This is a genomic window from Aeromonas sp. Marseille-Q7275, assembly GCF_965119515.1.
This window is the reverse complement of sequence record NZ_CBCPLW010000003.1, coordinates 253,162-277,772: the sequence shown is the minus strand read 5'-3', so window position 1 is coordinate 277,772 and position 24,611 is coordinate 253,162. Positions and strand designations below refer to the sequence as shown.

20 protein-coding genes and 1 tRNA gene are annotated in these 24,611 nt (G+C 61.2%); 7 read left to right on the top strand and 14 right to left on the bottom strand.

From position 1 onward, the window contains the following. Entirely contained in the window at positions 1–507 is a 507-nt protein-coding gene (locus ACWPWQ_RS05115) for a lipocalin family protein (RefSeq protein WP_454009164.1), read from the top strand. 61 nt (positions 508–568) lie between these two features. Here the strand turns inward: ACWPWQ_RS05115 and ACWPWQ_RS05110 are convergent, their stop codons facing one another. Beyond that, positions 569–2,458, bottom strand: coding sequence for a methyl-accepting chemotaxis protein (locus ACWPWQ_RS05110; protein WP_454009163.1), 1,890 nt, complete (start codon positions 2,456–2,458; stop codon positions 569–571). A 187-nt stretch (positions 2,459–2,645) separates the two neighbouring features. Further along, a complete protein-coding gene (locus ACWPWQ_RS05105) occupies positions 2,646–3,563 on the bottom strand; it encodes a LysR family transcriptional regulator (RefSeq protein WP_454009162.1) in 918 nt (305 codons plus the stop codon). A gap of 104 nt (positions 3,564–3,667) precedes the next feature. Here ACWPWQ_RS05105 and ACWPWQ_RS05100 point away from each other — a divergent pair, with 104 nt between their 5' ends. Next, positions 3,668–4,264 (top strand): LysE family translocator, encoded by a 597-nt coding sequence (locus ACWPWQ_RS05100; protein ID WP_454009161.1) that lies wholly within the window; start codon positions 3,668–3,670, stop codon positions 4,262–4,264. Between the two features lie 48 nt (positions 4,265–4,312). Here the strand turns inward: ACWPWQ_RS05100 and ACWPWQ_RS05095 are convergent, their stop codons facing one another. Next, positions 4,313–5,131, bottom strand: a complete 819-nt coding sequence (locus ACWPWQ_RS05095) for an alpha/beta fold hydrolase (protein WP_454009160.1) — start codon at positions 5,129–5,131, stop codon at positions 4,313–4,315. 335 nt (positions 5,132–5,466) lie between these two features. Continuing rightward, positions 5,467–5,543, bottom strand: a tRNA-Trp gene (locus ACWPWQ_RS05090). Between the two features lie 202 nt (positions 5,544–5,745). On the opposite strand from ACWPWQ_RS05090, the gene ACWPWQ_RS05085 reads away from it, so the two are divergent. The 4 genes from ACWPWQ_RS05085 (at position 5,746) to ACWPWQ_RS05070 (ending at position 8,675) form a co-directional block, all read left to right on the top strand. Then, positions 5,746–6,330, top strand: a complete 585-nt coding sequence (locus tag ACWPWQ_RS05085) for a hypothetical protein (protein ID WP_454009159.1) — start codon at positions 5,746–5,748, stop codon at positions 6,328–6,330. A 232-nt stretch (positions 6,331–6,562) separates the two neighbouring features. Beyond that, positions 6,563–7,483 carry an aspartate carbamoyltransferase gene (gene pyrB / locus ACWPWQ_RS05080; RefSeq protein ID WP_005324450.1) on the top strand — a complete coding sequence of 307 codons (921 nt, stop codon included), beginning with the start codon at positions 6,563–6,565 and terminating at the stop codon, positions 7,481–7,483. Positions 7,484–7,500: 17 nt separating this feature from the next. After that, entirely contained in the window at positions 7,501–7,965 is a 465-nt protein-coding gene (pyrI, locus tag ACWPWQ_RS05075) for an aspartate carbamoyltransferase regulatory subunit (protein WP_005324452.1), read from the top strand. 218 nt (positions 7,966–8,183) lie between these two features. Further along, positions 8,184–8,675 carry an arginine repressor gene (locus ACWPWQ_RS05070; RefSeq protein ID WP_025328663.1) on the top strand — a complete coding sequence of 164 codons (492 nt, stop codon included), beginning with the start codon at positions 8,184–8,186 and terminating at the stop codon, positions 8,673–8,675. 112 nt (positions 8,676–8,787) lie between these two features. Here ACWPWQ_RS05070 and ACWPWQ_RS05065 read toward each other — a convergent pair whose 3' ends face one another. From ACWPWQ_RS05065 to ACWPWQ_RS05045, 5 genes are all read right to left on the bottom strand, one after another. Further along, entirely contained in the window at positions 8,788–10,194 is a 1,407-nt protein-coding gene (locus tag ACWPWQ_RS05065) for a YfcC family protein (RefSeq protein WP_454009158.1), read from the bottom strand. A 122-nt stretch (positions 10,195–10,316) separates the two neighbouring features. After that, positions 10,317–11,321, bottom strand: coding sequence for an ornithine carbamoyltransferase (argF, locus tag ACWPWQ_RS05060; RefSeq protein WP_202047623.1), 1,005 nt, complete (start codon positions 11,319–11,321; stop codon positions 10,317–10,319). A gap of 70 nt (positions 11,322–11,391) precedes the next feature. Further along, on the bottom strand, positions 11,392–12,318 hold the full coding sequence (arcC, locus tag ACWPWQ_RS05055; RefSeq protein ID WP_043128648.1) for a carbamate kinase: 927 nt from the start codon (positions 12,316–12,318) through the stop codon (positions 11,392–11,394). Positions 12,319–12,380: 62 nt separating this feature from the next. Continuing rightward, complete coding sequence (gene arcA, locus ACWPWQ_RS05050; protein ID WP_025328667.1) at positions 12,381–13,601, bottom strand: arginine deiminase; 1,221 nt, start codon at positions 13,599–13,601, stop codon at positions 12,381–12,383. A gap of 343 nt (positions 13,602–13,944) precedes the next feature. After that, a complete protein-coding gene (locus ACWPWQ_RS05045; protein ID WP_454009157.1) occupies positions 13,945–14,157 on the bottom strand; it encodes a hypothetical protein in 213 nt (70 codons plus the stop codon). Positions 14,158–14,348: 191 nt separating this feature from the next. Between ACWPWQ_RS05045 and ACWPWQ_RS05040 the strand changes: the two genes are divergently transcribed. Beyond that, positions 14,349–14,525 (top strand): hypothetical protein, encoded by a 177-nt coding sequence (locus ACWPWQ_RS05040; protein ID WP_139437965.1) that lies wholly within the window; start codon positions 14,349–14,351, stop codon positions 14,523–14,525. A gap of 804 nt (positions 14,526–15,329) precedes the next feature. Here the strand turns inward: ACWPWQ_RS05040 and ACWPWQ_RS05035 are convergent. The 5 genes from ACWPWQ_RS05035 to ACWPWQ_RS05015 form a co-directional block, all read right to left on the bottom strand. Beyond that, positions 15,330–17,063 carry a methyl-accepting chemotaxis protein gene (locus tag ACWPWQ_RS05035; RefSeq protein ID WP_454009156.1) on the bottom strand — a complete coding sequence of 578 codons (1,734 nt, stop codon included), beginning with the start codon at positions 17,061–17,063 and terminating at the stop codon, positions 15,330–15,332. 56 nt (positions 17,064–17,119) lie between these two features. Next, positions 17,120–18,130, bottom strand: coding sequence for a galactose/methyl galactoside ABC transporter permease MglC (gene mglC / locus ACWPWQ_RS05030; protein ID WP_041206572.1), 1,011 nt, complete (start codon positions 18,128–18,130; stop codon positions 17,120–17,122). A gap of 16 nt (positions 18,131–18,146) precedes the next feature. After that, on the bottom strand, positions 18,147–19,667 hold the full coding sequence (gene mglA / locus ACWPWQ_RS05025; protein WP_202047625.1) for a galactose/methyl galactoside ABC transporter ATP-binding protein MglA: 1,521 nt from the start codon (positions 19,665–19,667) through the stop codon (positions 18,147–18,149). A gap of 53 nt (positions 19,668–19,720) precedes the next feature. Continuing rightward, entirely contained in the window at positions 19,721–20,707 is a 987-nt protein-coding gene (mglB, locus tag ACWPWQ_RS05020; protein WP_025328672.1) for a galactose/glucose ABC transporter substrate-binding protein MglB, read from the bottom strand. Between the two features lie 221 nt (positions 20,708–20,928). Then, positions 20,929–23,970, bottom strand: coding sequence for a beta-galactosidase (locus tag ACWPWQ_RS05015; protein ID WP_454009155.1), 3,042 nt, complete (start codon positions 23,968–23,970; stop codon positions 20,929–20,931). Positions 23,971–24,611 lie beyond the last annotated feature (641 nt).

Sequence of the window (24,611 nt, the reverse complement as noted above, 5' to 3'; positions counted from 1 at the left end):
ATGCGCACACTGATCCTGCTCGCTCTGGCCCTGCTGGCCACCGCCTGCACCGGCATTCCACCGGGGCACCAGGTGGTCAAGCCCTTCCAGCTCGACCGCTATCTCGGCACCTGGTACGAGGTGGCCCGCCTCGATCACGGCTTCGAGCGCGGCCTGAGCCGGGTCACCGCCAGCTACAGCCTGCGGGATGACGGCGGTGTCAGGGTGATCAACCGGGGGCAGGATGAAGAGGGGGAGTGGCGCGAGGCCGAGGGGCGCGCCTACTTCGTGGGCGAGCGCGACGAGGGGCGCCTCAAGGTGAGCTTCTTCGGCCCCTTCTACGGCAGCTACAACGTGCTGGCGACGGACTATGACCTCTCCCTGGTGAGCAGCTACAACCTCCAGTACCTCTGGATCCTCTCCCGCACGCCCCATCCGCCCAAGGAGAAGGTAGAGGCCCTGGTCGAGCGGGCCAGGGGGCTCGGCTTTGCCACCGACCAGCTTATCTGGGTCAGCCAGATCCCCTGAGCCGGCAACACAAAAGGGCAGCCCGCGGGCTGCCCTTTCTCTTGGCTGAATGGCGGAAAGATCAGAGTCGGAAGCGTCCTATCTCCTGCTCCAGCCGCTCGGTCAGGGACTTGAGCTCGGCGGCCTGGGTGGCTTCCTCCTTCGCCTGCGCCGCCAGCGTCTGGGAGACGTGGCGGATGTTCTCTGTGTTGCGGCTGATCTCGCCGGTGACCGAGGTCTGCTCCTCGGCGGCTGCCGCTATCTGGGTCGCCATGTCGCTGATGGCACCTATGGCCTCGTTGATCCGCGCCAGGCTCTGGTTGGCGGCCTCCGCATCCTCCACGCTGGTGCCCGCCAGCTGGCGGCTGGTCTCCATGCCCCCCACGGCGCGGCGCGTGGTCTGCTGCAGGGCCTCGATCATCTGCTGGATCTCGGCGGTGGAGTCGTGGGTGCGGCGCGACAGCACCCGCACCTCGTCCGCCACCACGGCGAAGCCGCGCCCCTGCTCCCCGGCCCGAGCCGCCTCGATGGCGGCGTTCAGTGCCAGCAGGTTGGTCTGCTCGGCGATGCCGCTGATGGTGGCCAGGATGCCGCTGATCTTCTGAGCATGACCATCCAGCTCATGAATGGTCTGGCTGGCGTCGGCCACCTCCCCCGCCAGGCCGCTGATGCTGCGCTGGCTCTGGCCGACCTGGGACTGACCGGCCACGGCCAGCCTGACCGCATCGCCGGAGGTGGTGGCGGCAAACTCGGCGTTGCCGGCGATCTCCTGGGTGGCGGACGCCATCTCGGTCACCGCTGTCGCCACCATGACGATCTCGTCCTGCTGCTCTCGCACCCGCTGGCTGCGAGCCTCTGCCCCCGCCGCCTGGGTCCGCGACTGGGCCGCCAGTTCGACGGTGACGTCCCGCAACCGGCTGACGATGCCGTGCAACCTGGCCACGAACAGGTTGAAGTTCTGGGCCAGCAGCCCCACCTCGTCCTTGCTGTGGGCCGCGATCTGCACGGTGAGATCCCCCTCGCCGTGGGCGATGTCGGCCAGCGCCTTGGAGACCCGGCCGAGATCGGCAAAGAGGTAGTTGAACATGGCGATGAGCAGGGCGCTGAACACCAGCAACAGCACCAGGGTCAGCCCCACCAGCTGCCACAGCAGGCTGGCGAAGGGCGCCTCCAGCACATCCTTGTACATCACCATGGCGAGCAGCCAGTCGGTGCCTGGCACCCCCTGCACCGACAGCAGCACCTCACGCCCCGCTATGGTGGCGACGTGCAGCTCGCCGTCCCGGCTCCAGTCCTCCAGGGTCGCCCCGGTGAGGCCGGGGGCCAGCTCGGCCACCTGTTTCAGGGCCAGCTCCTTCTGCGGGTGGCCGACGATGAGGCCGGAGCTGTCCAGCAGCATGGCGTAGCCCTCCCCCTGCACCTTCATGGCCAGCACCTCGTCGATCAGGGCATCCAGGGAGAGATCCGCCCCCGCCACCCCGATCACCTGACCCTGATGACTCACCGGCTCCGCCAGGGTCACCACCATCTGCTGCATGGTCACGCTGACGTAGGGAGGCGTGACGATCAGCTTGCCCGCCTTGCTGGCGCTCTGATACCAGGGGCGCACCCTGGGGTCGTAGTTGGCGGTGTTGAGGGAGGGATCGTGGCGGGTCATGGCCCCCTGCGCCGAACCGAAATAGGTGAGGCCGAAGCCGCCGGAGGTGCGGGTCTGCAGCAGGTGCGGCACCAGGGTCGCCTGGGGATTGTCGGCAATGACGGCGGCCAGGGCATCGACCGCGTGCTTGCGATCCGCCATCCAGTTGCCGATGGCCACCGAGTGGGCGTGACCGTAGTTGACCGCCTCGCTCTGGATGGCGTCAAGAGTCCGTGTTTTGAGGGTGTGGAAGGCGACGATACCGAGCAGGGCAGCCATCAGCAGCACTACCCCCAGGCTGGTCGCGAGCAGCTTGCCGCGCAACGAGAGTGTCATGACTACAAATCCTTGTGGTGACAGGAGGCCAGGAATACCCCCATATTGGTAGGGATATCGGCGGCAGCACCACTGGACTTTAGTGAATCACCTCAATTTTCTTATTTTCGGCAACAGGAGCTGCTGTGGGTCACGAAAATCACAAGATCCTCGCCTCCTCTCTCCTCCTTCAGGCGCCCTCCGCCGTTCAGGGGTGATGGTGACTGGGAGCGGACGACTGTCCGGCCAGCTCGGTCAACAACAAGCCCAGCAGCGCGGGGGGCCGCTCCCTGTGCCAGGCCAGCGCAGTGGTCACCACCTGCACCTCCCCCGCCAGCGGTCGAATGACAACGTTGGCAGGTGCGCTCTTGTGCAGTGTCTCCGGCACCAGGGCCACTCCTTGTCCACAACCGACGAAGGCCACCTGGGAGGCCACGGTGCGCGCCTCGTGCAGCACCCTGGGGGCAAATCCCGCTTCGTGGCAGCAGGCCATCAGGGTATCGAAGTAGGTCGGATTGAGGGAGCGCGGGAACAGCACGAAGGGCTCCTCTGCCAGGGCAGCAAGGGGGACAGATGCTTCCCCTGCCAGCGCGTGGGTGACTGGCAGGGCCACCGCCAGCCGATCCTGCTTGAGGGGGTGCACCCGGATACTTCCTTCATCCCGTCCGGCCAGCCTCACCAAGGCCAGATCCAGCTCACCGCTTTCCAGTGCAGGAATGGCGTCGGCACTGTCTATCTCCCGCACCGAGACAGTGACCCCTGGGTGGCTTACCTTGAGTCGCTCGATCACCCTGGGCAACTCGTCGAGCATGGCGGAAGTGATGGCCCCTATGGTCAGCAGCCCCACCTGACCCGATGCCGCCTCCCGCACCGCCAACTCCAGGTGATCCAGGTGATCGGCCAGGCGCCGCACCGCAGGCAGGATCGCCTGCCCTGCTGGCGTAAGCTGCACGCCCTTGGGGGTACGATCAAACAGCTTCACCCGCAGGGCATGCTCGAGCACCTTGATCTGCTCGGTCAGAGGAGGTTGAGTCATGCCGAGGCGGCGGGCGGCACGCCCAAAGTGTCGCTCCTCGGCCACCGCCAGAAATAGCCACAGATGTCGCACAAGTCTGAAGTTGATCATGGTTGATAGCCTGTACGAATCGTCTCATTACGTTCTTTGGATTTTACGTATGAACAAGCGCGCTGAACAATACGCCCGTCCCTGTCACCCGTATCGGAGCAAATGTGCACCTCTACCTGATGTTTCTCGCCATGGCGGCCCTGACCATACTGAGCCCGGGCCCCAGTACCCTCAAGTCCCTCACCAACGCCCTCAATCACGGGCTGGGTCCGGCCCTGGTCGGCATGGCAGGCCTCACCTGCGGCGTGCTCGCGGTTGCCACCCTGTCAGCCAGCAGCCTGGGTGTGCTCATCGCCGCCTCCCCGACCACCTTTGAACTGGTACGCTATGGCGGCGTCCTCTATCTCGCCTGGCTTGGCGTGAAACTGTGGCGCAGCGTGCCCGCGCCACTGGCCGAGGTAGCCCCGACTCAGCGCCACCACCTCTTCGTCGAAGGACTCTTGCTGCAGTTTGCCAACCCCAACGCCCTCATTTTCTTCCTCTCCGTGCTTCCCCAGTTTATCGATCGCGAACGCAACTACCTGCCCCAGTTTCTGTTGCTGGTCACCAGCTTCTGCCTGCTGATGATCCTGGTGCACGGCGGCTACATCCTCTCGGCCCGCAAGGCGCGCCGCTGGTTACAAGGGAAAGGTGGGCGCTGGATCAACCGTATCAGCGCCCTCGCCTTCGGGATACTCGCCATAGTGTTGCTGAGTAGCTGAACGGCTTGATGGCACAGTTCTCGCTGCGCCAAACCGGTCGCGGGCAAATTAGTTCAGGATGCGTTCACTCTCGTTGAAGAAGTCGGCCAACGCCCACCACATCAGTACCGGGTTGGAATACATGGGGAAGTGGCCGCAATGGGGGATTGAGGTCAAGCGAGCCCCCTCCTGTGCCAACTTGCCGAGGTAGGAGAGATGGGCATTCTGCTCTCCATACATGAAGTGAACCGGGCAAGGCAGTCCCAGAAACTTGTCAAGCAATGCCCCCTCATCCGAGCACGTCACCATGGAGCGGAAGATGGGGCGCACCGCCTCGGTGCGTACCTTGTGACGCAGGGATGAAGCATAGAGAGTGCTCGATAAATCTCGCCCCTGGCGGATCCGTTCGATAAACGCGGCGAAGAAAGCCTCGTCCCCCTCTGCCGGATGCTCGTGCACCTGGCGACTCAGGAAGCAGTCCTCCGGAGCCAGGTTGCCCTCTATGCTGGTGAAGCTGAGCACCCGCTCCGGCTGGAGATGTGCCAGCAGCAAGCCGGTGAGCCCCCCCATGGAGTGCCCTACCAAGTGAAAGCGTGTAAATCCCCTGCTGTCTATCATCTTCACGGCCGTCTCCACCAGCAGAGGCAGATCGATCTGCGCCGGGTCATCTATCGCAGTAGCGCCGCAACCGGGCGCATCCCAAGCCAGGAAAGGGCGATCGTCAAACTCGGGATGATGGACGAAGTCGGCGTAATCCTCCTTGGTGGAACCAAAGCCGTGCAGGAAGACGACGGGAGCACGCAGACCAGTGCGGCCGATGGTGGCCAGGTTCAGGCTGGTCTTGCCCAGTTGCAGAGGCTGACGCCATTCATTAAAGCGGGGGGACATGGGATCTCCTTGATGCTGGCGGCCTTAAAGTGGCCGGGCGCTCGATTATGGCCAGACAAGAAGGAACCGTGAATTTTGTTCCGAGTATCGGCGTCATAGCTTGAAACTATGATAGACAGACTCTCCATTCGATTTACCTGGAGAATCAACCCCGTCGCAGCCAGACACAAGGCTAACCCGGGAGCAAGCCGTCAGATACGAACCACGAGCAACCGACAACAACGGCTATATCGATTCAAACCATCAAGGATAAAGAGATAAACAAGGGACAGGGACAAGGGTGGAGGATCGCAGAAATGCGAAAGGCCAGCTCAATGAGCTGGCCTTTCTGAAAATGGCAGGGGCGGCAGGACTCGAACCCGCAACCATCGGTTTTGGAGACCGCTGTTCTACCAATTGGAACTACGCCCCTGCAACAAACGAGGCGAATTATACAAAGCCGGGATCAAAGGTAAAGGCTTTTTTTCTCACTTTCGATGCGATCGAACAATTCACGAGCAAATCGCGGCAATTCCAGCAACCAGCCGGGGTAACTTGCTGTATTTGCAGTCCCGCCGGGGTAGGAATGGGGCATAAATGGGGGTAGGGTGAAACCAGCTACAGGGAGGTCGTTCATGCTCAATTACCGCCTGCTTCAACAACTTGCGCCCCTCAACTTCCGGGATGAGCGCAAAACCGAGTCCCTGCCAGACTATCTCGAGCGGGTCTCTCCCCTGGTGCCCTTCATTCCCCAAAATGTGCTGACCCAATGGATTTACCGCCATTGGCGCGGTTTTGAGTCCAACTGGAGCTTTATCGACCTCGCCCGCCACCACTTCGAGTGCGAAGCCTGGGACACGGCCCAGGTCGTGAACCAGATAGGCTCCCGCCACATGGAGGTGATCGAGCGCTGGGGGCAGATGCTGCGCAGCAACCGCTATGTGCGCCGCTCCTGGCTCGGCGAGGACATGCTGAGCCGGGGCACCTGGTCCGAGCCCATCATAGTGCTCGCCCCCGAGCCCGGTGCCTGCTACCCAGATGGCCAACCCCTGCCGCAGCCATATTGCCTGCTGGAGGGGCACCACAGGCTCGGCTATCTGCGCAGCATGGCCGAAGACGGCCTGCCGCTGCAGCCCGAGCACCAGGTCTGGATTTGTCGACCCGTTCGCGACACTCAAACGTTTTTACCGGCAAATCCTGCCTCTGAAATAAATTTTTGACAATTCAAAAACCAGCCCTATAATCTGTCCGGTTTTGAAAAAGGTCGGGACAGGACGATGCCGTTTTTGATGAAAAAAGCAGCCTTGCAAACGGGTGGAGCGCACCAGAGCGGCCCCGTTGTTTCCGGTTTCCGACCCACAGATCCCCAGTTGTTTTTAAAAAGAGCCCCTGTTTCAGGGGCTTTTTTTTGTGCCAGAAAAACCTTCATTGATGTCAAAGGGAATGCAGACGATGACCAATCCACTCTATAACAAACACGTCATCTCCATCTCGGACCTGACCCGGTCCGACATGGAACTGGTGGTCGCCACCGCACAGCGGTTGAAGGCCGAACCCGACACCCGCCTGCTGAAAGACAAGCTGGTCGCCAGCTGCTTCTTCGAGGCCTCCACCCGCACCCGTCTCTCCTTCGAGACCGCGGTACAGCGCCTCGGCGGCAACATCATCGGCTTCGCCGACGGCGGCAACACCAGCGCCAAGAAGGGCGAGACCCTGGCCGACTCCATCAAGATCATCGGCTCCTATGCCGATGCCGTGGTGATGCGCCACCCCAAGGAGGGCGCCGCCCGTCTGGCCTCCGAGTTCTCCCGGGTGCCTGTCATCAACGGCGGTGACGGCTCCAACCAGCATCCGACCCAGACCCTGCTCGATCTCTTCTCCATCCATGAGACCCAAGGCAAGCTGGACGGCCTCAACGTGGCCTTCGTCGGTGACCTGAAATACGGCCGCACCGTCCACTCCCTGGCCCAGGCCCTGAGCCTGTTCAACTGCCGCTTCTTCTTCATCTCCCCGGAAGCCCTGGCGATGCCGGACTACCTCTGCGAAGAGCTAGAGGAGAAGGGCATTCAGTTCAGCGTCCACGAGACCATGGAAGAGGTGATGCCGGAGCTGGACATCCTCTACATGACCCGGGTCCAGAAAGAGCGCTTCGACGAGACAGAGTACAAGCACATGGCCGCCAAGTTCGTGCTGGAGCTGGCGACCCTGGAAGGGGCCAAGCCCACCATGAAGATCCTGCATCCCCTGCCCCGGGTCGACGAGATCGAGGTCGCCGTCGACAAGACCCCCCACGCCTACTACTTCCAGCAGGCGGAAAACGGGGTCTATGCACGCCAGGCGCTGCTGGCACTGGTACTGAACGAAACCGTCTAAGGGAAAAGGGGAACATCATGTCCGAGAAGAACCAACTGCAAGTCGAAGCCATCCGTCACGGCTCCGTCATCGACCACGTCCCCGCCGGCCAGGGCATCAAGATCCTCAAGCTGTTCCAGCTGATCGAGACCCAGGAGCGGATCACCGTCGGCTTCAACCTGAAATCCGGCGCCCTGGGCAAGAAGGATCTCATCAAGATAGAGAACACCCGGCTGACCGAGCAGCAGGCCAACCAGCTCGCGCTGTTTGCCCCGACCGCGACCGTCAACATCATCGAAGACTTCGCCGTGGTGAAGAAGCACCAACTGAAGCTGCCGGAGTTCATCGCCGGGGTGTTCCACTGCCCCAACTCCAACTGCATCTCCCACAACGAGCCGGTGGACAGCTACTTCCGGGTGCGCGAAGTGAAGGGCGCGGTGCGCATGAAGTGCAAATACTGCGAGAAATCCTTCACCCAGGACATCGTCAGCGAACGCTACTGATTTTCCGCCTGCAATTGATACCCATGTGGGCCCTATCGGGCCCATTTTTGACCCCTGTCACATCACTTATTCCCCCTTTGGTTATAATTTGCCATCTCGCAACGGCTAGACATCGCTCATCACCTACCGAAATGCTCGTCATCAGTGTTTTTCGCTATGAAAAACAGGCGTGACAGACTGAGCGCCATAGCCATCTGTCATCGTCAAAGGAAGTCGCCATGGTCAAGACCCTCAGTCGCCCCCCGGAACAGGAGTCCGACCTGGCCCAGCTCGATGCCTGCCGCCAGATCATCGGCCAGCACTGCTACAGCACCCAGGAAGAGATCCGCCGTGAGCTGGCGGAGCGCGGCTTCGCCGACATCAGCCAGTCCACCATCTCCCGCCTGCTGCGCCGCCTCGGCGTCGCCAAGGCCCAGAATGCCAACGGCAAGAAGGTCTACACCCTGGTTGACGAGCAGCTGGAACCCGCCGGCAGCACCCGCTCCGTGCACGACATGGTGCGCGCCGTGGTGCACAACCAGCAGATGGTGCTGGTGCACACCACCCCGGGGGCCGCGACCGTGGTGGCCCGTTTGCTGGATCGCCACGCCGATCCCGAGATCCTGGGGGCCGTGGCCGGCAACGACGTGGTGCTGATCGCCCCGCGCCACATCAGCCGCACCCGTCAGGCCCATGCCGCCGTGGTGCGCACCCTGGAGCAGGCGCGCTAAGCCAAGCCCGCATGCAGCAAGGCGACCCCTGGGTCGCCTTTTTGTTGCCTGTCATCCTGACCATAAAAAAACGGGAGCCCGCAGGCTCCCGTTGCATCTTGCTTGTCATCCCTCAGGAGAGCACGGCTCCCAGGCTCAGGCAGACTACGATCAGCACGGTCAGGATACCGAGCAGCGGAGCCACCCACTTCAGCCAGCGCACATAGGGCACCTTGGCGATGGCCAGGCCTCCCATGACCACGGCGGAGGTCGGGGTCACCAGGTTCACCAGACCGGAGGCGGACTGGTAAGCGGTCACCACCAGCTCGCGACCCACGTTGGCGAAGTCGGCAAGGGGCGCCATGATCGGCATGGTCAGCACCGCCAGACCGGAGGAGGACGGCACCAGGAAGGAGAGCACCACCTCCAGCACGAACATCACGTTGATGAACACCACTGTGGAGAGGCCGGTCACTATGCCTTCCGCACTGTTCAAGATGGTGTGGGTGATCATGCCGTTGTCCATCACCACCACGATACCGCGGGCGATACCTATGATGAGGGCCACGCCGAGCAGGTCACGGGCACCGTCGATGAAGTTGGAGGTCAGCTCCTCCTCGCTCATGCGGGAGATGAGGCCGACTATGATGGCGGCGGCCAGGAAGACGCCGGAGATCTGCGCCATCCACCAGCCGAGCACGGCCACCCCGTAGATCATCACGGCGAAGGCGGCGACGAAGATACCCAGCACTATCTTGCGAGTCAGAGTGAACTCCAGCATCTGATCGCTCTTGTTGCCGAGGAAGTGGGCACGGTTCTCCTCCCACTTGTCGGCCACCAGGGACTTGCTGGGGTCGCTGCGCACCATCTTGGCGTAACGCATCACATAGGCGACGCACAGCAGCCAGCCGGCCACCAGCATGGCGACCCGCAGCCAGATGCCGTCGGTGAAGGAGATGCCGGCCGCGTTGGCGGCAATCACGGTGGCGAACGGGTTGATGGTGGAACCCAGGGTACCGATACCGGCCCCCAGCAGCACGGTCGCGGCGGCGACCACAGGGTCGAAGCGGGCGGCCATCATCACGGGCACCAGCAGGGTGTAGAAGGGCAGCGACTCTTCCGCCATGCCGTAGATGGTGCCCCCTGCGGCGAACAACGCCATCAGGATGGGGATCATCCACTCCTCGCGGCCACGCAGACGATCGGTGACGCGCTCGATACCGGCATCGATGGCACCTGTCTTGGTCACTATGCCAAGGAAGCCGCCGATGATCAGGATGAAGAGGGAGACGTCGATGGCGCCTGCCTCATAGGTGTCGTGGTTGTAGAGGCCGTCGATGGGTGCCAGCAGCACGTCGACGATCCCCTGGGGATTGGCATCCACCAGCTTGTAGGTGCCTGCCACCGGCACTTCCTTGCCGAGGGCTTCATTCATTACCATGTCGTATTTGCCGGCCGGCACTATCCAGCTCAGGGCGGCCACCAGGGCGATCAGCACAAACAATATGGTGTAGGCTGACGGGAACTTGAATTTGGTCATGGTCCAGCTTCCTTCTGTGGGTGTGGTATCCATGTATCTGCGGGTCGTAGGGTTAGAGGTATTATGCCGCCGTCACATGGTCGAAAAGCCGGGGGTCCCCCCCCGGCACCACTACTGCGACCTCAGTCGCCCAGCGTAGCAACCATCACTGCCTTGATGGTGTGCATCCGGTTTTCGGCCTCGTCGAACACGATGCTGTGCTCGGATTCGAACACGTCCTCGGTCACTTCCAGACCCTTCATGCCATATTTGTCGGCCACTTCCTTGCCCATGGTGGTCTCGTCGTTGTGGAACGCCGGCAGGCAGTGCATGAACTTCACATCCGGGTTCTTGGTGGCGTTGATGACGTCCATGTTGACCTGATAGGGGGTCATCAGCTTGACCCGTTGGTCCCAGGCTTCCTTCGCTTCACCCATGGAGACCCAGACGTCGGTATAGAGGAAGTCGGCACCCAGCACACCCTCTTTCACGTCTTCGGTCAGGTGAATGCGCGCACCTGTCTCTTCGGCGATCTGGCGGCACTTGGCAACCAGCTCCTCTTCCGGCCAGAAGGCCTTGGGGGCAACCAGGCGGATGTCCATGCCCATCTTGGCGGCACCGACCATCAGGGAGTTGCCCATGTTGTTGCGGGCGTCGCCCAGGTAGGCGAACTTGATCTGATCCAGGCGCTTGCCCTTGCCGTGCTCCAGCATGGTCATGAAGTCGGCCAGGATCTGGGTCGGGTGGAATTCGTTGGTCAGACCGTTCCAGACCGGTACACCGGCATGGGCGCCCAGCTCTTCGACGATCTCCTGACCGAAGCCACGGTATTCGATGCCGTCATACATGCGACCCAGTACACGGGCGGTGTCCTTCATGGACTCCTTGTGACCGATCTGGGAACCGCTTGGGCCGAGGTAGGAGACCTGGGCGCCCTGGTCGAAAGCCGCCACTTCAAAGGCGCAGCGGGTACGGGTGGAGGTCTTCTCGAAGATCAGGGCAATGTTCTTGCCGGTGAGGTGCTTGCGCTCATAGCCACCGTATTTGGCTTTTTTCAGGTCGATGGCCAGATCGATCATGTATTGGATTTCGCGCGGGGTGAAGTCCAGCAGTTTCAGGAAGTTACGGTTACGCAGATTAAAAGCCATGATGAGTTCTCTCTATATTTGTGTCAGACCAATTCGGGCAGTGTTGTTAACTACGCAGTGATTCAACGACTCAAGCATTCACGGTATGGGTGGCGACTATATTGGTGCCGGCTTCCCCCTTGAGGATGGCGAGGCCATCTTCCAGGGAACCTATGCCGACCATGCCGCCGGTTGCCTTGACGAATTCGCAGGAGGCTTCGACCTTGGGCCCCATGGAGCCGGCATCGAACTTGACCCCAGCCAGCTCGGCCGGGCTGGTGACCCGCAGCGGGTGCTGGGTCGGCTTGCCCCAATCCAGGTAGACGGCATCGGCATCGGTCAGGATCAGCAGGGCATCGGCCTTGATCTGCTTGGCCAGGTAGGCGGCAGACATGTCCTTGTCGATGACGGCTTCGATGCCGGTCAGGCAGTGGCCATCCCAGGTCACCGGAATGCCGCCACCACCGGTACAGATGATGAGGTGGCCCTGGGCGATCAGGGTTTCGATGGCGTCGCCTTCGACGATGCGCTGGGGCAGCGGGGACGGCACCACACGGCGGAAGAACTTGCCGTCTGCCTTGACGCTCCACTGCTTCTCGGCAGCCAGGGCGCGGGCTTCGGCTTCCTCATAGACGGGGCCGATGAACTTGGTCGGATTGGCAAACGCCGGATCCTTGGGGTCGACCTGCACCTGGGTCAGCAGCGCGGTGACGTTGCGGCTCGGCATCAGGTTCTTGAGCTCCTGGATCAGCATGTAGCCGATCATGCCCTGGGACTCGGCGCCCAGCACATCCAGGGGATAGGGGGAGACCTTGGTGTAGGCGCTGTTCTGCAGGGCCAGCAGGCCGACTTGCGGGCCGTTGCCGTGCACCAGCACCACGTTGTAATCCTCGGCGATCCGGGCGATGGTCTTGGCGGCGGTCGCTATGTTCTTGCGCTGGATGTCAGCTTCGAGGGGCTCGCCACGACGGAGCAGGGCATTGCCACCCAGGGCGACGACGACAGTTGGTTTTTTCATGAGTGTTACTCTCGAGTCTTGGTATGTGTGGCGCCAGCCTCTGCCGGCGCCACGCCGTCTTGTCAGATGCCGTCACGTTCCATCGGGCAGCTCATGCAGCGGGCGCCGCCGCGGCCACGTCCCAGCTCTTCACCCGGGATGGGCAGCACTGTGATGCCGGCCTTGTCGTACTTCTCGTTGGTGTAGGTGTTGCGCTCGTAGCCCACCACCACGCCGGGGCGTACTGTCAGCACGTTGTTGGCGTCATTCCACTGCTCGCGCTCGGCCTCGAAGCTGTCACCGCCTGTGGTGATGAGCTTGAGCTGATCCACGCCCAGCGCCTTCTCGATGGCGGTGACGAAGTAGCCCTCTTCCTTGATGTTCATGCCGGTGGCGCCGCCCGGGGTCAGGCTCCAGCAGTTCACGTCCTTGCGGATGACCTCCGGATAGACGGAGAAGGTGTCTATGTCCATGTGGGTCATGACGGTGTCCAGGTGCATGCAGCTGCGGTGTTTCGGCAGTTGCATGGCGATGACCTGCTTGGCCTGACCGTGCTTGAACAGGCCGCGGGCCAGGTGCTCCACCCCTTGCGGCGTGGTGCGCTCGGACATGCCGATCAGCACGGCGCCACGGCCGATGACCAGGACGTCGCCCCCTTCGATGGTGGAGTTGTCGTAGTCGCGATCCTCGTCACCGAAGTACTTGATGAAGTCCTGGCCGGCAAACTGCGGGTGCCAGCGGTAGATGGCCTTCACATGGTTGGTCTCGCGGCGACGGGCGGCCTTGGCCATGGGGTTGATGGAGACGCCGCCATAGACCCAGCAGGAGGTGTCACGGGTGAAGAGGTGGTTGGGCAGCGGCTCTATGATGAAGTCGGTCGGGGCGTGCATGCCGACCACCATGTTGACGCCGCTGTAGGGCATCTCTGAGTAGGTCAGGCCACCGGAGAGGATGCGTGCCAGCTCGCGGTGCGGCATGTCCGCCAGGAAGCAGCGCACGTCATTGGCCAGGGCGGTGCCGAGGCGATAATCGGAGACCTGATGTTGCAGCAGCCAGGCTTTGGCTTCCGGCACATCCAGGGTTTCGGCCAGCAGGTTGGTCAGCAGGAAGACTTCGACATTCTGATCGCGCAGTACCTGAGCGAATTTGTCGTGCTCCTGACCGGCACGTTCAACGGACAGGACATCGTCGAACAGCAGATCCTGGCAGTTGGAAGGGGTCAGACGCTTCAGACTGAGGTTGGGGCGGTGCAGCATGACGCGGCGCAATTGGCCAACTTCAGAACCTACATAAAATTTGCTCATGATTATATTCCGTCTAGCAGTGGTCCCTGCGAGTGATTGAATAGATTCCTTCTATTCTGGCTCGTGGCTAAGGCGGGATATTCTTTATGTAGGGTATTCAGCTTGTGCTCTATCCTGCCCTTGCCTTTCGTGACAGAGGTTAGGACTAGCAATCACTGCAAACTTAGACATTGATCACATTCACTCGAGACTGAATAAAATCAGGAGTTAATTTATGATGGAGTTTACATAAATGACATTTACCCATTAATGCTGACCGCATTTTCACGCAATAAAGACAGCTTTTATTTCGCCAAGATAGCGTTTTCATTCATGCGCGATATCTATAAATGGATATTCGCAATTATAAATAACCAATAAAAACATGAGCATAGCTGCATTTTATTTTTTGTTTGAATTTTATGCGTTCATCCATGCATTTATCCTCATAAATACTCCCTCCCCTCGTCACATAAATAGTCATCCGCATCCCTTCATCTGAATAATCCATCTCTTGTCCCAGATCATGGCATCGGCGCCAACCCGCACGGACAGCCCTCCGTGTGGTGGTACTCATCGCATCTCCTTTATATGGATATGCATTCTGAGCGCATCCTAGCGATGCTTTTCTCACCAGCGCCATTGCATCCGGGTTTTAAAGTTTTTTCATTAGTTGAATTTATTGCGCCGCCTTGCGCCGCTCCCTGGTTCGCCTTAACTCAGAAAGTGATCAAGATCACGCTATTTTCTATCACCAAGGAGATAACCATGAAGATCAAGTCGCTGTTTCTGCTGGTCGCCCTGGTTCTGCCCATGACACCGGCCCTGGTTCAGGCCCAGGGCGCCCCCGCCATGCCGCTGGTGGTGTGCCATGTTGACCAGGCCCCCCAGATGCTGATCCCCGCCTATCTGTGCCAATGGTATGGCGGTCAGCAGCACCACTGATACTGCCCCCAGGGGGAGGATCCCTCCTCCTGGCTTGTCAGCTCCCCACACCGGTATACCCCTCCCCCGATAGCCAGCTCCTGTTAGCCGCTTCCGGCCAGCAACCCCATGCAACCCTCCATGTTCCCCCCTCAACCCGCCCTGGCACAGGTAGCCCTGCCCCTGGATGCTGCCGGCCCCGACTCGCCTATCCGCGATCGACTCTGACCCTGGTGACTTTTCTGAACCTCAGTTAAACGAGCTGTGAGACATTCGCCATGACAGGTGTAAGCCAAGCGCCTCAAAAATTCTCGCCATAGTCGGAAGATAGGCGCAAAAAACCGCACTTAAAAAAGCACAAGATATTGATCTAAAAAGAAATAACATCATTATCATTTCTCGAGAAACGAGTTTGGAAAAAACGTTTTTCAACATGCCGTTGTCGTCCCCCGGGAAATCCTTATAGTTACTCCTGCACGGACGCAATGAAGTCGGTCAGGAAGACTGGCTGCCAGGGTTGGGCAAATGGACTCACCACAGGATGTGGTAAAGGACACCTCCCAGGACGGAGAAAGTGCGACGGGAACGGATGACTCGTCAGGCCATGATGGCTAAAGGACACCCCAAAGGATTGGGAAGGGGAAACCTAAAGGAAGAGGTATAGTCAGGGATTGCAGGGAGCAACTTCGTTCAAGGATATGAGCGATAAGACTATCGGGGGCGACGCAAGTCGCCCCCATCTTTTTTGGGCGTTTTTCACGCTTTCCCGGCGCGCTGTCACCCTGACCACGGCGGCCAGGGTGCCCATCACCAGTCCAACCGACCTTATTCCAGCCGGAAGTGCCCCACTATCTCCCGCAGCCTGTCATAGGTGTGCTGCATCGAGGTCGAACTCTCCACCGTCCGCTCGCCATTACCCTTGAGCTGGGTGATCACCTCGGCGATGGCGCTCATGTTGCGGTTGATCTCTTCGGCAACCGCGCTCTGCTGCTCCGCCGCCGTGGCGATGTGGCTGATGAGATCGTTGATCTCCACCACTTCCCCCGCCATCAGATCCAGCGACGCATTCACCTTGCTGGTGTTCTCTGCCGCATCCTGACAGCTCTGCCGGGTGTTGCCCATGGCCGCCACCACGGTCTGGGTGCCCCGCTGCAACCGGGTCAGCATGGTCTGGATCTCTGCCGTGCTCTTCTGGGTACGGCCCGCCAGGGAGCGTACCTCGTCGGCCACCACCGCAAACCCGCGCCCCTGCTCACCGGCCCGGGCTGCCTCGATGGCGGCGTTGAGGGCCAGCAGGTTGGTCTGCTCGGCGATGCCGCCGATGACCCCCAGGATGGAACCTATCTGCTGCACATCCTGCTGCATGGCGGTGATGGAGTGGGCCGTGGTCTCCACCTCGGTCACCAGGGCGGTCACGCTGGCCATGGCCTGGTCCACCACCCGGCGCGACTGGCTCGCAAGCTGCTGGCTCTGGCCGGTGAGCTGGGCCGTGCTGGCGGCGCTCTCCGATACCGAGACCGCGGTGCGGCTCATCTCGTTGATGGCGGTGACCACCTGTTCGGTCTCCCGCACATGATCCGCCAGCAGCCCCTGAGCGGAGCCCGTCTGACTGGCCAGCCCCTCGATGCCGCTGTTGAGCTGGCCGCTGGCTTCCCGTACTTCTCCCATCATCTCCTGCAGCCGCTCGATGAAGCGGTTGATGCCCGCCGAGATCTGGCCGAGATCGTCCGTGCTGGTCACCGTCAACCGGCGGGTCAGATCGCCGCTGCCGCGAGAGAGCTCCAGCACCAGATCCCGCAGGGAGAGGATGGGCCTATAGGCCACATTGAGCGCCAGCATTGCCAGCACCATCACCACTATCGCCACGCCGAACAGCGCCATGATGATCTGGCCGTTGAGGGACCGGGTCATGGACCGGATGTAATCGAGATCCACGTAACCGGTCAGGGTCCACTGACTGCCACGGATATCCAGCTGGTTGGGGCGAGACTCGCTCTCCCCCTGTGGCTTGCTGCTGTAGAGCACCTGGCCCTGACTGTCGCTCAGGGAGAAGTAGCGCCCCTCCCCGCTCACCTTCTCCAGCAGCGCCTTGAACTCGCTCATGTCCAGGTAGTAGAGGTAGGCGGAATCGGCACCGCGCGGCACCAGGATGGAGATGACCGGCTTGCCGTCCAGCTGCTCCAGCGGGCTGACGGTGATCTGGTTATTGGCGGCGGGGATCAGCTTGCGCAGAGCCTCGACCCTGGCCTTGTCGTCTATGACCCCGTTCACGTCGAATGCCATGTCGCCGATCAGCTTGACGATGTTGTGAAAGCCGGTCTCCTGCAGCGCCTTCTTGACGCTGGTCACCCCGAGATTGAGGTTCGCCGCCAGCAGCACCTTCTGGTTGATGTCACCGGCCAGCTTCTCCTTGACCAGGGTGATCTGCTCGTTGATGTTCTGGGTGGCCTGGGTGCGGATGTAGCCGCTGATGAAGTGGTTGACGCTAAACCAGGCGGTACCAATGGTGACCAGGATGGCGAGCAGCAGCAGCGCGTTGATCTTGACTTTGAATGCCATGGATTGGATCCCTCCAAAGAGAAAGGGCCGGGATAACCCGGCCCCCCTGCCAATGCTTACTTCTTCTTGGCGTACTTCATGGAGTCCAGGGCTACCGCCAGGATGATGATGCCGCCCTTGATGATGAACTGCCAGTAGGGACTGACACCTATGTAGGTCAAACCATAGTTGATCAGCGTGAAGATAAGCACGCCGGTGATCACACCCGCGACAGTTCCCACACCGCCGGCGAAGGAAACCCCGCCCACCACGCAGGCCGCGATGGCATCGAGTTCATACATGAAGCCGAGGTTGTTGGTGGCGCTGCCGATCCGGCCCGCTTCCAGCATGCCGCCGAAGGCGTAGAAGACACCGGCCAGGGCATAGATGATCACCAGGTTGACCGCCACGTTGACGCCGGAGACCTTGGCCGCTTCCGGGTTGCCGCCGATGGCGAAGATGTTCTTGCCAAAACGGGTCTTGTTCCACAGCACCCAGACGAAGACGCTGGCGATGGCCGCATAGAAGGTGAGATAGGAGAGCTTGAATCCCCCTATCCGGATAAAGCCCTGGGCGAAGCTGGAGAAGCGGGGGTCGAAGCCGGCCACAGGGGAGGCACCTACCGAGTCGAAGTACAGCGAGTTGATGCCGTAGACGATGATCATGGTGCCCAGGGTAGTGATGAAGGGCGTCACGTTCAGGTAGGCCACGATCAGGCCGTTGACCAGACCGATCAGGGCCCCCACCGCGCACACCAGCAGGATCACCGCCGGGATGGGCACTTCACCCAGACTGGGGAACACCTTGTTGACGTTGGTCAGGGCCTGCAACATGGTGGCCGCGATCAGCGCCGCCAGACCGACCTGACGACCGGCCGAGAGATCCGTCCCCTGGGTGATGATGATGCCCGCCACCCCCAGCGCTATGATGACCCGCACCGAGGACTGGGTCAGGATATTGCTGAGGTTGGTGAGGCTCAGGAAGGATGGCTCCTGGATCACGATAACCATGAGCAGCACCAGCAGCACCAGGTAGATGGCGTTTTCCTTGAGCGCCTGCATCAGATTGAAATTTTTAGCCGACTCCATAAATGTCTTCCTGTCTCTAGAGGTACAGAGATGCCAGGCGCAGTATCTCGCTCTGGTCAGTTTCTTTGGTATTGACGATCCCGGCGACCCGGCCATTGCTCATCACCATGATGCGGTCGGTGATCCCCAGCAATTCGGGCATTTCGGACGAGATGATGATGATCCCCTTGTCCTTCTTCGCCAGCTCCAGGATGAGCTGGTAGATCTCGAACTTGGCCCCGACGTCTATGCCGCGGGTGGGCTCGTCCAGCATCAGGATCTCCGGCTGGGTCAGCAGCCAGCGGCCTATGATCACCTTCTGCTGGTTGCCCCCGGAGAGGGAGCCAATCTGTGTCTGCTGGGTCGGTGTCTTGACCCGCATGGAGTCGATGACCCACTGGGTATCGCTCTTCATCTTGTTGTCGCTGAGCAGCCCCATGGATCCCTTGTAGTTGTCCATGTTGGCGATCAGGGAGTTGAAGGCGATGTCGAGACGGGAGTAGATCCCGGTGGAGCGGCGCTCCTCGGTCACCAGGGCGAAGCCGTTCTGGATCGCCTCATGGGCGTTGCGATTGGCGACCTCCTTGCCGTGCAGCTTGATGACACCGTCGCTGTGATCGCGGATGCCGAACAGGGTCTCGACTATGTCGGTGCGCTTGGCCCCCACCAGACCGGCGATGCCGAGGATCTCCCCCTTGTGCAGGTTGAAGCTCACGTCCTTGATGGAAGGCTGATTCTTGGCCGTCAGGTGCTCGACTTCGAGGATCACCTCTTTGGGCTGGTTGGTTTTCTCCGGGAAGCGCTGGGTCAACTCACGACCGACCATCATGCCGATGATCTGATCCATGGTCATGCCCTCGAGCGGCTGGGTCGCCACCCACTGGCCATCCCGCAATATGGTGATCTCGTCACAGAGCTGGAAGATCTCTTCCATCTTGTGGGAGATGTAGACGATGCCGCACCCCTTGTCCTTCAACTTGTTGATGATCTTGAAGAGGTGGTTGACCTCTTTCTCGGTCAGGGAGGAGGTGGGTTCGTCCATGATGACGATCTTGGCGTCATAGGAGAATGCCTTGGCGATCTCGATCATCTGCATCTGGGAGACGGAGAGGGTGCCGACCTTGACCCGCGGGTCGATGTCGATGTCCAGTTCGTCGAAGATGCGCTTGGTGTCGTCATACATCTTGCCGTGGTCGATGAACCACCCCTTGGTGGGGTAGCGACCGAGCCACATGTTGTCCATCACGGTGCGTTGCAGTACCAGGTTGAGCTCCTGGTGCACCATGGATACGCCATTTTCCAGCGCCTCTTTGGAAGAGGTGAAGTTGACCTCCTCGCCCTTGAAGAAGATCTTGCCCTGATCCTTCTCGTAGATGCCGAACAGGCACTTGAGCAGCGTGGACTTCCCTGCGCCATTCTCGCCCATCAACGCATGCACAGAATGAGGACGGACCCGTAAATTGACATTATCGAGTGCCTTGACGCCAGGAAAGCTCTTACTGACGTCAATCATCTCCAACAGCCATTCTGATTGTTGCCGTGTTGTCATATCAGCCATCACATCTGGTTGAAAAAAGGGCAAGGGGATCTCCCTTGCCCTGAGGGGAGGAATTACTCGAATTGGGACAGGTTGTCTTTGTCTACGCCCACGTAGGCAACGCGCACGACCTTGTTGTCGATCTTCCAGTTGGTGCCTTCACCGGCCGGCTTGCCTTCAGCCAGGTTCTTGGTCAGCTCGAAGGTGGCCTTGGCCTGGTTGGCCGCATCGTTCAGCACTGTACCCGCCATGGCACCGCTCTTGACCATGGCCAGGGCTTCCGGCAGGGCATCGACGCCGAACACCGGGATGGCAGTCTTGCCCTGGGCTTTCAGGGATTCAACAGCGCCCATTGCCATGCCGTCGTTGTTGGCGATGACCACTTCGATCTTGTTGGCGTTGGGGCCGGAGATCCAGGCGTCCATCTTGTCTTTCGCCATGGCGGTATCCCACATGCCGGTATCCATGTGCAGCTGTTCTGTCTTGACACCGCCGTCATTCAGGGTCTTGACGACGTAGGTGGTGCGGGCTTCCGCATCCGGGTGGCCCGGTTCGCCCTTCAGCAGCACGAACTGGATGACGCCATCCTTGTTCAGATCCCACTCGGGGTGTGCCTTCCAGTGCTTGGCGATCAGCTGGCCCTGGATGATGCCTGACTCCTTGGAGTCGGTACCCACGTAGTAGGCCTTGTCATAGCTGGCCAGATCGGCCGCACTCGGTTCCTTGTTGTAGAAGACCACGGGGATCTCGTCCGCACGGGCCTTCTCGATCACGACAGGGGCCGCCGCCGGGTCAACCAGGTTGATGGCCAGCGCCTTCACGCCCTTGGCCAGCAGCACGTCGATCTGGTCGTTCTGCTTGGACTGGTCGTTCTGGGAGTCATTCATCAGCAGCTCCACGCCGGGATTGGCTGCCGCTTCCTTCTCGATGGCCTTGCGCACCACGGCCATGAAGTTGTCGTCATACTTGTAGACGGTGACACCGATACGGGTATCGGCCTGGGCTTGGGCTCCCGCCATCAGTCCCATCAGCAAGGTGGCAACTGTCGTGAGTTTTTTCATTGTTATGCTCCGATCTCTAATATCTGTTTTTGTAGGGAATGCTGTACACCATTTGAACTGGCGCCAGCCTAATGTAATCAGTTTGTTGTATGGCGGTCTGTGATCATGGCAACAAAATGAAAACGTTTACACTCTGTTACATAGAAGCAATGTTGTTAAAAATTAAATGGTTATGTAAGTTAAGGCCTCTTTCGAAGCCTTACCATGCAAGACTAGTCCATCTAGCGAAAAATGCAGTTCCAGCTGTAACTTCCAGGCGGCAACCAGAATTCGGGCCGCACGCTCTGGCTCCAGGAGTCATCGCCCCCTACCCCCATGTGGAAGCCATCCAGACAGAGGTGCACTCCCCCCCGGGCCACCAGATCGGTCTGATGACGGGCCTGGGCCAGCTGCTGCTGGCAGTAGCGGCTGACGCTGAAATGAAACTGGCCCTCGACGGCAATCTCGCCAAGCTGCAGTTCACGGGTATCGCAGCGCAGTCCGTTGTCGGTCGGGAACACATAGGGGGTGTGCAGGGCCGCGAGCGGCAACTGCCAGCGATGGAGGTCGGCGGCAAGCAGCCTGTCCGGGTAGTTCTCGTGGGGACCGCGCCCCAGCCAGCTCACTTCGTCGACCTCGTCGACCAGCCAGAGCCTGGCGCCGATCCGGGGCAACGACGGCATGTGGGCGGCAACCTCCACCTCGATGCGCAGCGCCATGGCGCCGTCGGCATCAAAGCTGTGATGCCAGCGGGTCAGCAGCCGCAGCGACTCCCCGACGAAGTAGCCGTGGGATGCGACCAGCGTCCCCCCATCGGGGTTAGCCTCCAGGCCGAGGCAGCGGTGCTGCAGATCATTGAGCCCGGCCTCCTGCCAGCGGGCAATCCAGGCGTTGGGATCCGCGTGATCCGCCTCGCTGGTGCCGATGTCGTTGTCGAGCGGTGCCCGGTAGAAGTGATCGGCGATGGCCTCCCGCAGCCGCTCACGGCCCTGTTTCTGCCAGCTGCTGATGCGGCCGCTGGCCTTGTCCAGCCGCCACTCGCTGCCCGCGGCACGCACCAGCCAGTGGTCCGGCTGCTCGCCCAAGGGGGCGGGCGCCCGGGTCACTGGCATGGCCAGAGGGGTCGGCAACATGCATTGCTGGCGCGCCACCTCGTGATCCGCCCCGGCCCAGGCCGTGGCAGCGGGCTGCACTATGGCCAGATCCAGCCAGGCCAGGGAGCCTGCGGCAAAGCCCGGCAGCCGCTCCAGCAGGGTCAGCGTCACGCTGCCTCTGGGCGCCAGCGCGAGCGGGCATTCCCCCTGGCTCAGCACCACACAGTCCTCCAGCAGCTGCCAGCGCAGCACTTCGTTGTCCGTGGGGCGGAACAGGTATTCGCTGGCGATCTCCACCGTCAGCGGCTTCTGGCTTTGCAGGGTCAGCACGAAGGGCTGCTGGGCCCGTTTCGCCTCGAACAGGGCGGGATGCGGCGTCCGATCCGGGAACAGCAGGCCGTTGCAGCAGAACTGGCGATCGTTGGGAACATCGCCAAAGTCACCGCCATAGGCCCAGAAATGGCGGCCATCGTCGGTCTGCTTGTCGAGCCCCTGATCCACCCAATCCCACACGAAACCGCCCTGCAGGCGGGGATGATCGCGAAACGCCTGCCAGTAGTGGGCGTAGCCCCCCAGGCTGTTGCCCATGGCGTGGGCATATTCGCAGAGGATCAGCGGCCGGGTCTCTTCCGGCAGGCCTATCCACTTGGCCAGCGCCCACTTGGGCACCGCCGGGAAAGGTTGATCCTGTTGGGTACGGGCATACATGGGGCAGATGATGTCGGTGGCCGGGGTATCGGCCCCGCCCCCTTCGTACTGGACCGGGCGACTCGGATCCGCCCGTTTGACCCACTGGTACATGGCGTCGTGGGCCGGGCCATAGCCGGACTCGTTGCCGAGGGACCAGATGATGATGCTGGGGTGGTTGAAGTCCCGCGCCACCATGCGGGTGACCCGCTCGAGGAAGGCGCTGCTCCAGGCGGGATCCTGCGCCAGCCGCCCCATGGGGGTCATGCCGTGGGTCTCCAGATTCGCCTCGTCCACCACGTAGAGGCCGAGCCGGTCACACAGCCGGTAGAACTCGGGATGGTTGGGGTAGTGGGAGCAGCGCACCGCATTGAAGTTGTGCTGCTTCATCAGCCGCAGATCCTGCTCCATGGCGGCCGGGGTCACCACATGGCCCAGGGCGGGATCGTGTTCGTGGCGATTGGCGCCGCGAATGAGCAGGGGCTGACCGTTGACCCTCAGCAGGCCGCCACGGATCTCCACCGCCCGAAAACCCACGTCATGGGCCTCGCTCTCGATGGGTTCGCCCTGCTCGTCCAGCAGGGTCAGGGTCAGTCGATAGAGGTGCGGCGTCTCGGCGTTCCACTTGTGCGGCGCCGCTACCTCCAGCCACAGTTCGGCCCTGTCTGTGTAGGTGCCCTTCTCGTCGATGGCACCAGTGCCCAGCGGCTGGCGCCGATCGGCGATCATGGCCTCACCGAAATAGAGCCTGGCCTCCACCGCCAGCCCTGCGCCCTCATTGACCTGCAGCGCCACCTTGAGACGGGCATCCCGGTAACAGGCGTCCAGCACCGGGGTCAGCCGCACATCCAGCAGCCGGCGCACGGGTTTGTGCAGCAGGCTGACGGAGCGGAAGATGCCGCTCATGCGCCACATGTCCTGATCCTCCAGATAGGAGCCATCGGACCAGCGCAGCACCAGCACGGCCAGCCGGTTCGGACCGGCCTGCAGGAAGTCGCCGAGATCGAATTCGGCGGGCAGCCTGCTGTCCTGGGAGTAACCGACCCAGCGGCCGTTGCAGAACAGATGGAAGGCGCTGTCCACCCCATCGAAAATGATGCGGGTCTGGCCGCTGGCCAGCCAGTCGACGGGCAGTTCAAACTCGCGGGAATAGCAGCCGGTGGGATTCTCGGCCGGCACCCGGGGCGGATCGCAGGGGAAGGGGTACTTGATGTTGGTATAGATGGGGCGATCAAACCCCTGCAGTTGCCAGTTGCCGGGCACCCTGATGGGCGTCGCACCGGGCAGATCCCCGCTCAGCCACGCCTCTGGCACCAGTTCGGGGGCCTCGAAGAAGGAGAAGCGCCAGTCGCCATCGAGCAGCATGCGGGACGGCGAAGGGAGCCCGGCACGGGCATCGGCCTCGCTGCGCCAGCTGAACAAGGGGGTATGGGCAGGCAGACGATTCACCGAGGTAATCGCCTGGGTCTGCCAGTCCTGACGGGCCACTATCTCCCTGAGCATTCTTCTCTCTCCCTGCATGAAACAGATAACGCATGCAGTGTAGGGGAGTTTTGCCCGGTGATCGGCGATCTCGCTCACACTGATGTAAACGATTACACTGATTTTGTTAAGTAAAACAGAGTAAAAATAAGATAAATGAAAGTAAAAGGTCACCCCGCCGCACAGGCAGGCTGAAACCGGGCGATCCGGACCGGGGAAGCGGGGGAAAAGAGAGGATTCGGCTTCGAACGAGGCGTTTCAGGGCCCATCATCAGAGCCGCGGCTTGCAGCGGCGCCTCTGCGTCCCACCCCACCGCCATGACGGCGTCAGGCGGCGCGGCGCGCAGAGCCCAACGGGCGCGACCGAGTGGCGATTGAGCAGAGAGTGGCGGGCACCATCAAGCGGCTGTTGAACAAAGACATGACAGCGCAAAGACGCCTCTGCGCCCGGCTCCAGCGCCATGACGGCGGCAGGGGGGGGGGGCGGCGCGCAGAGCCCGACGGCTGTTAATTAGAGACTGGGGCGCTTAGCAGAGGCCTGAGTTTGTAGATGTGCCTCTGCAGCCTTCACCCCACCGCCATGACGGCGACAGGAGACGCAACGCGCAGAGTCCGACGGGCTGTTAATTAGAGAATGGGGCGCTTAGCAGAGGCCTGAGCCG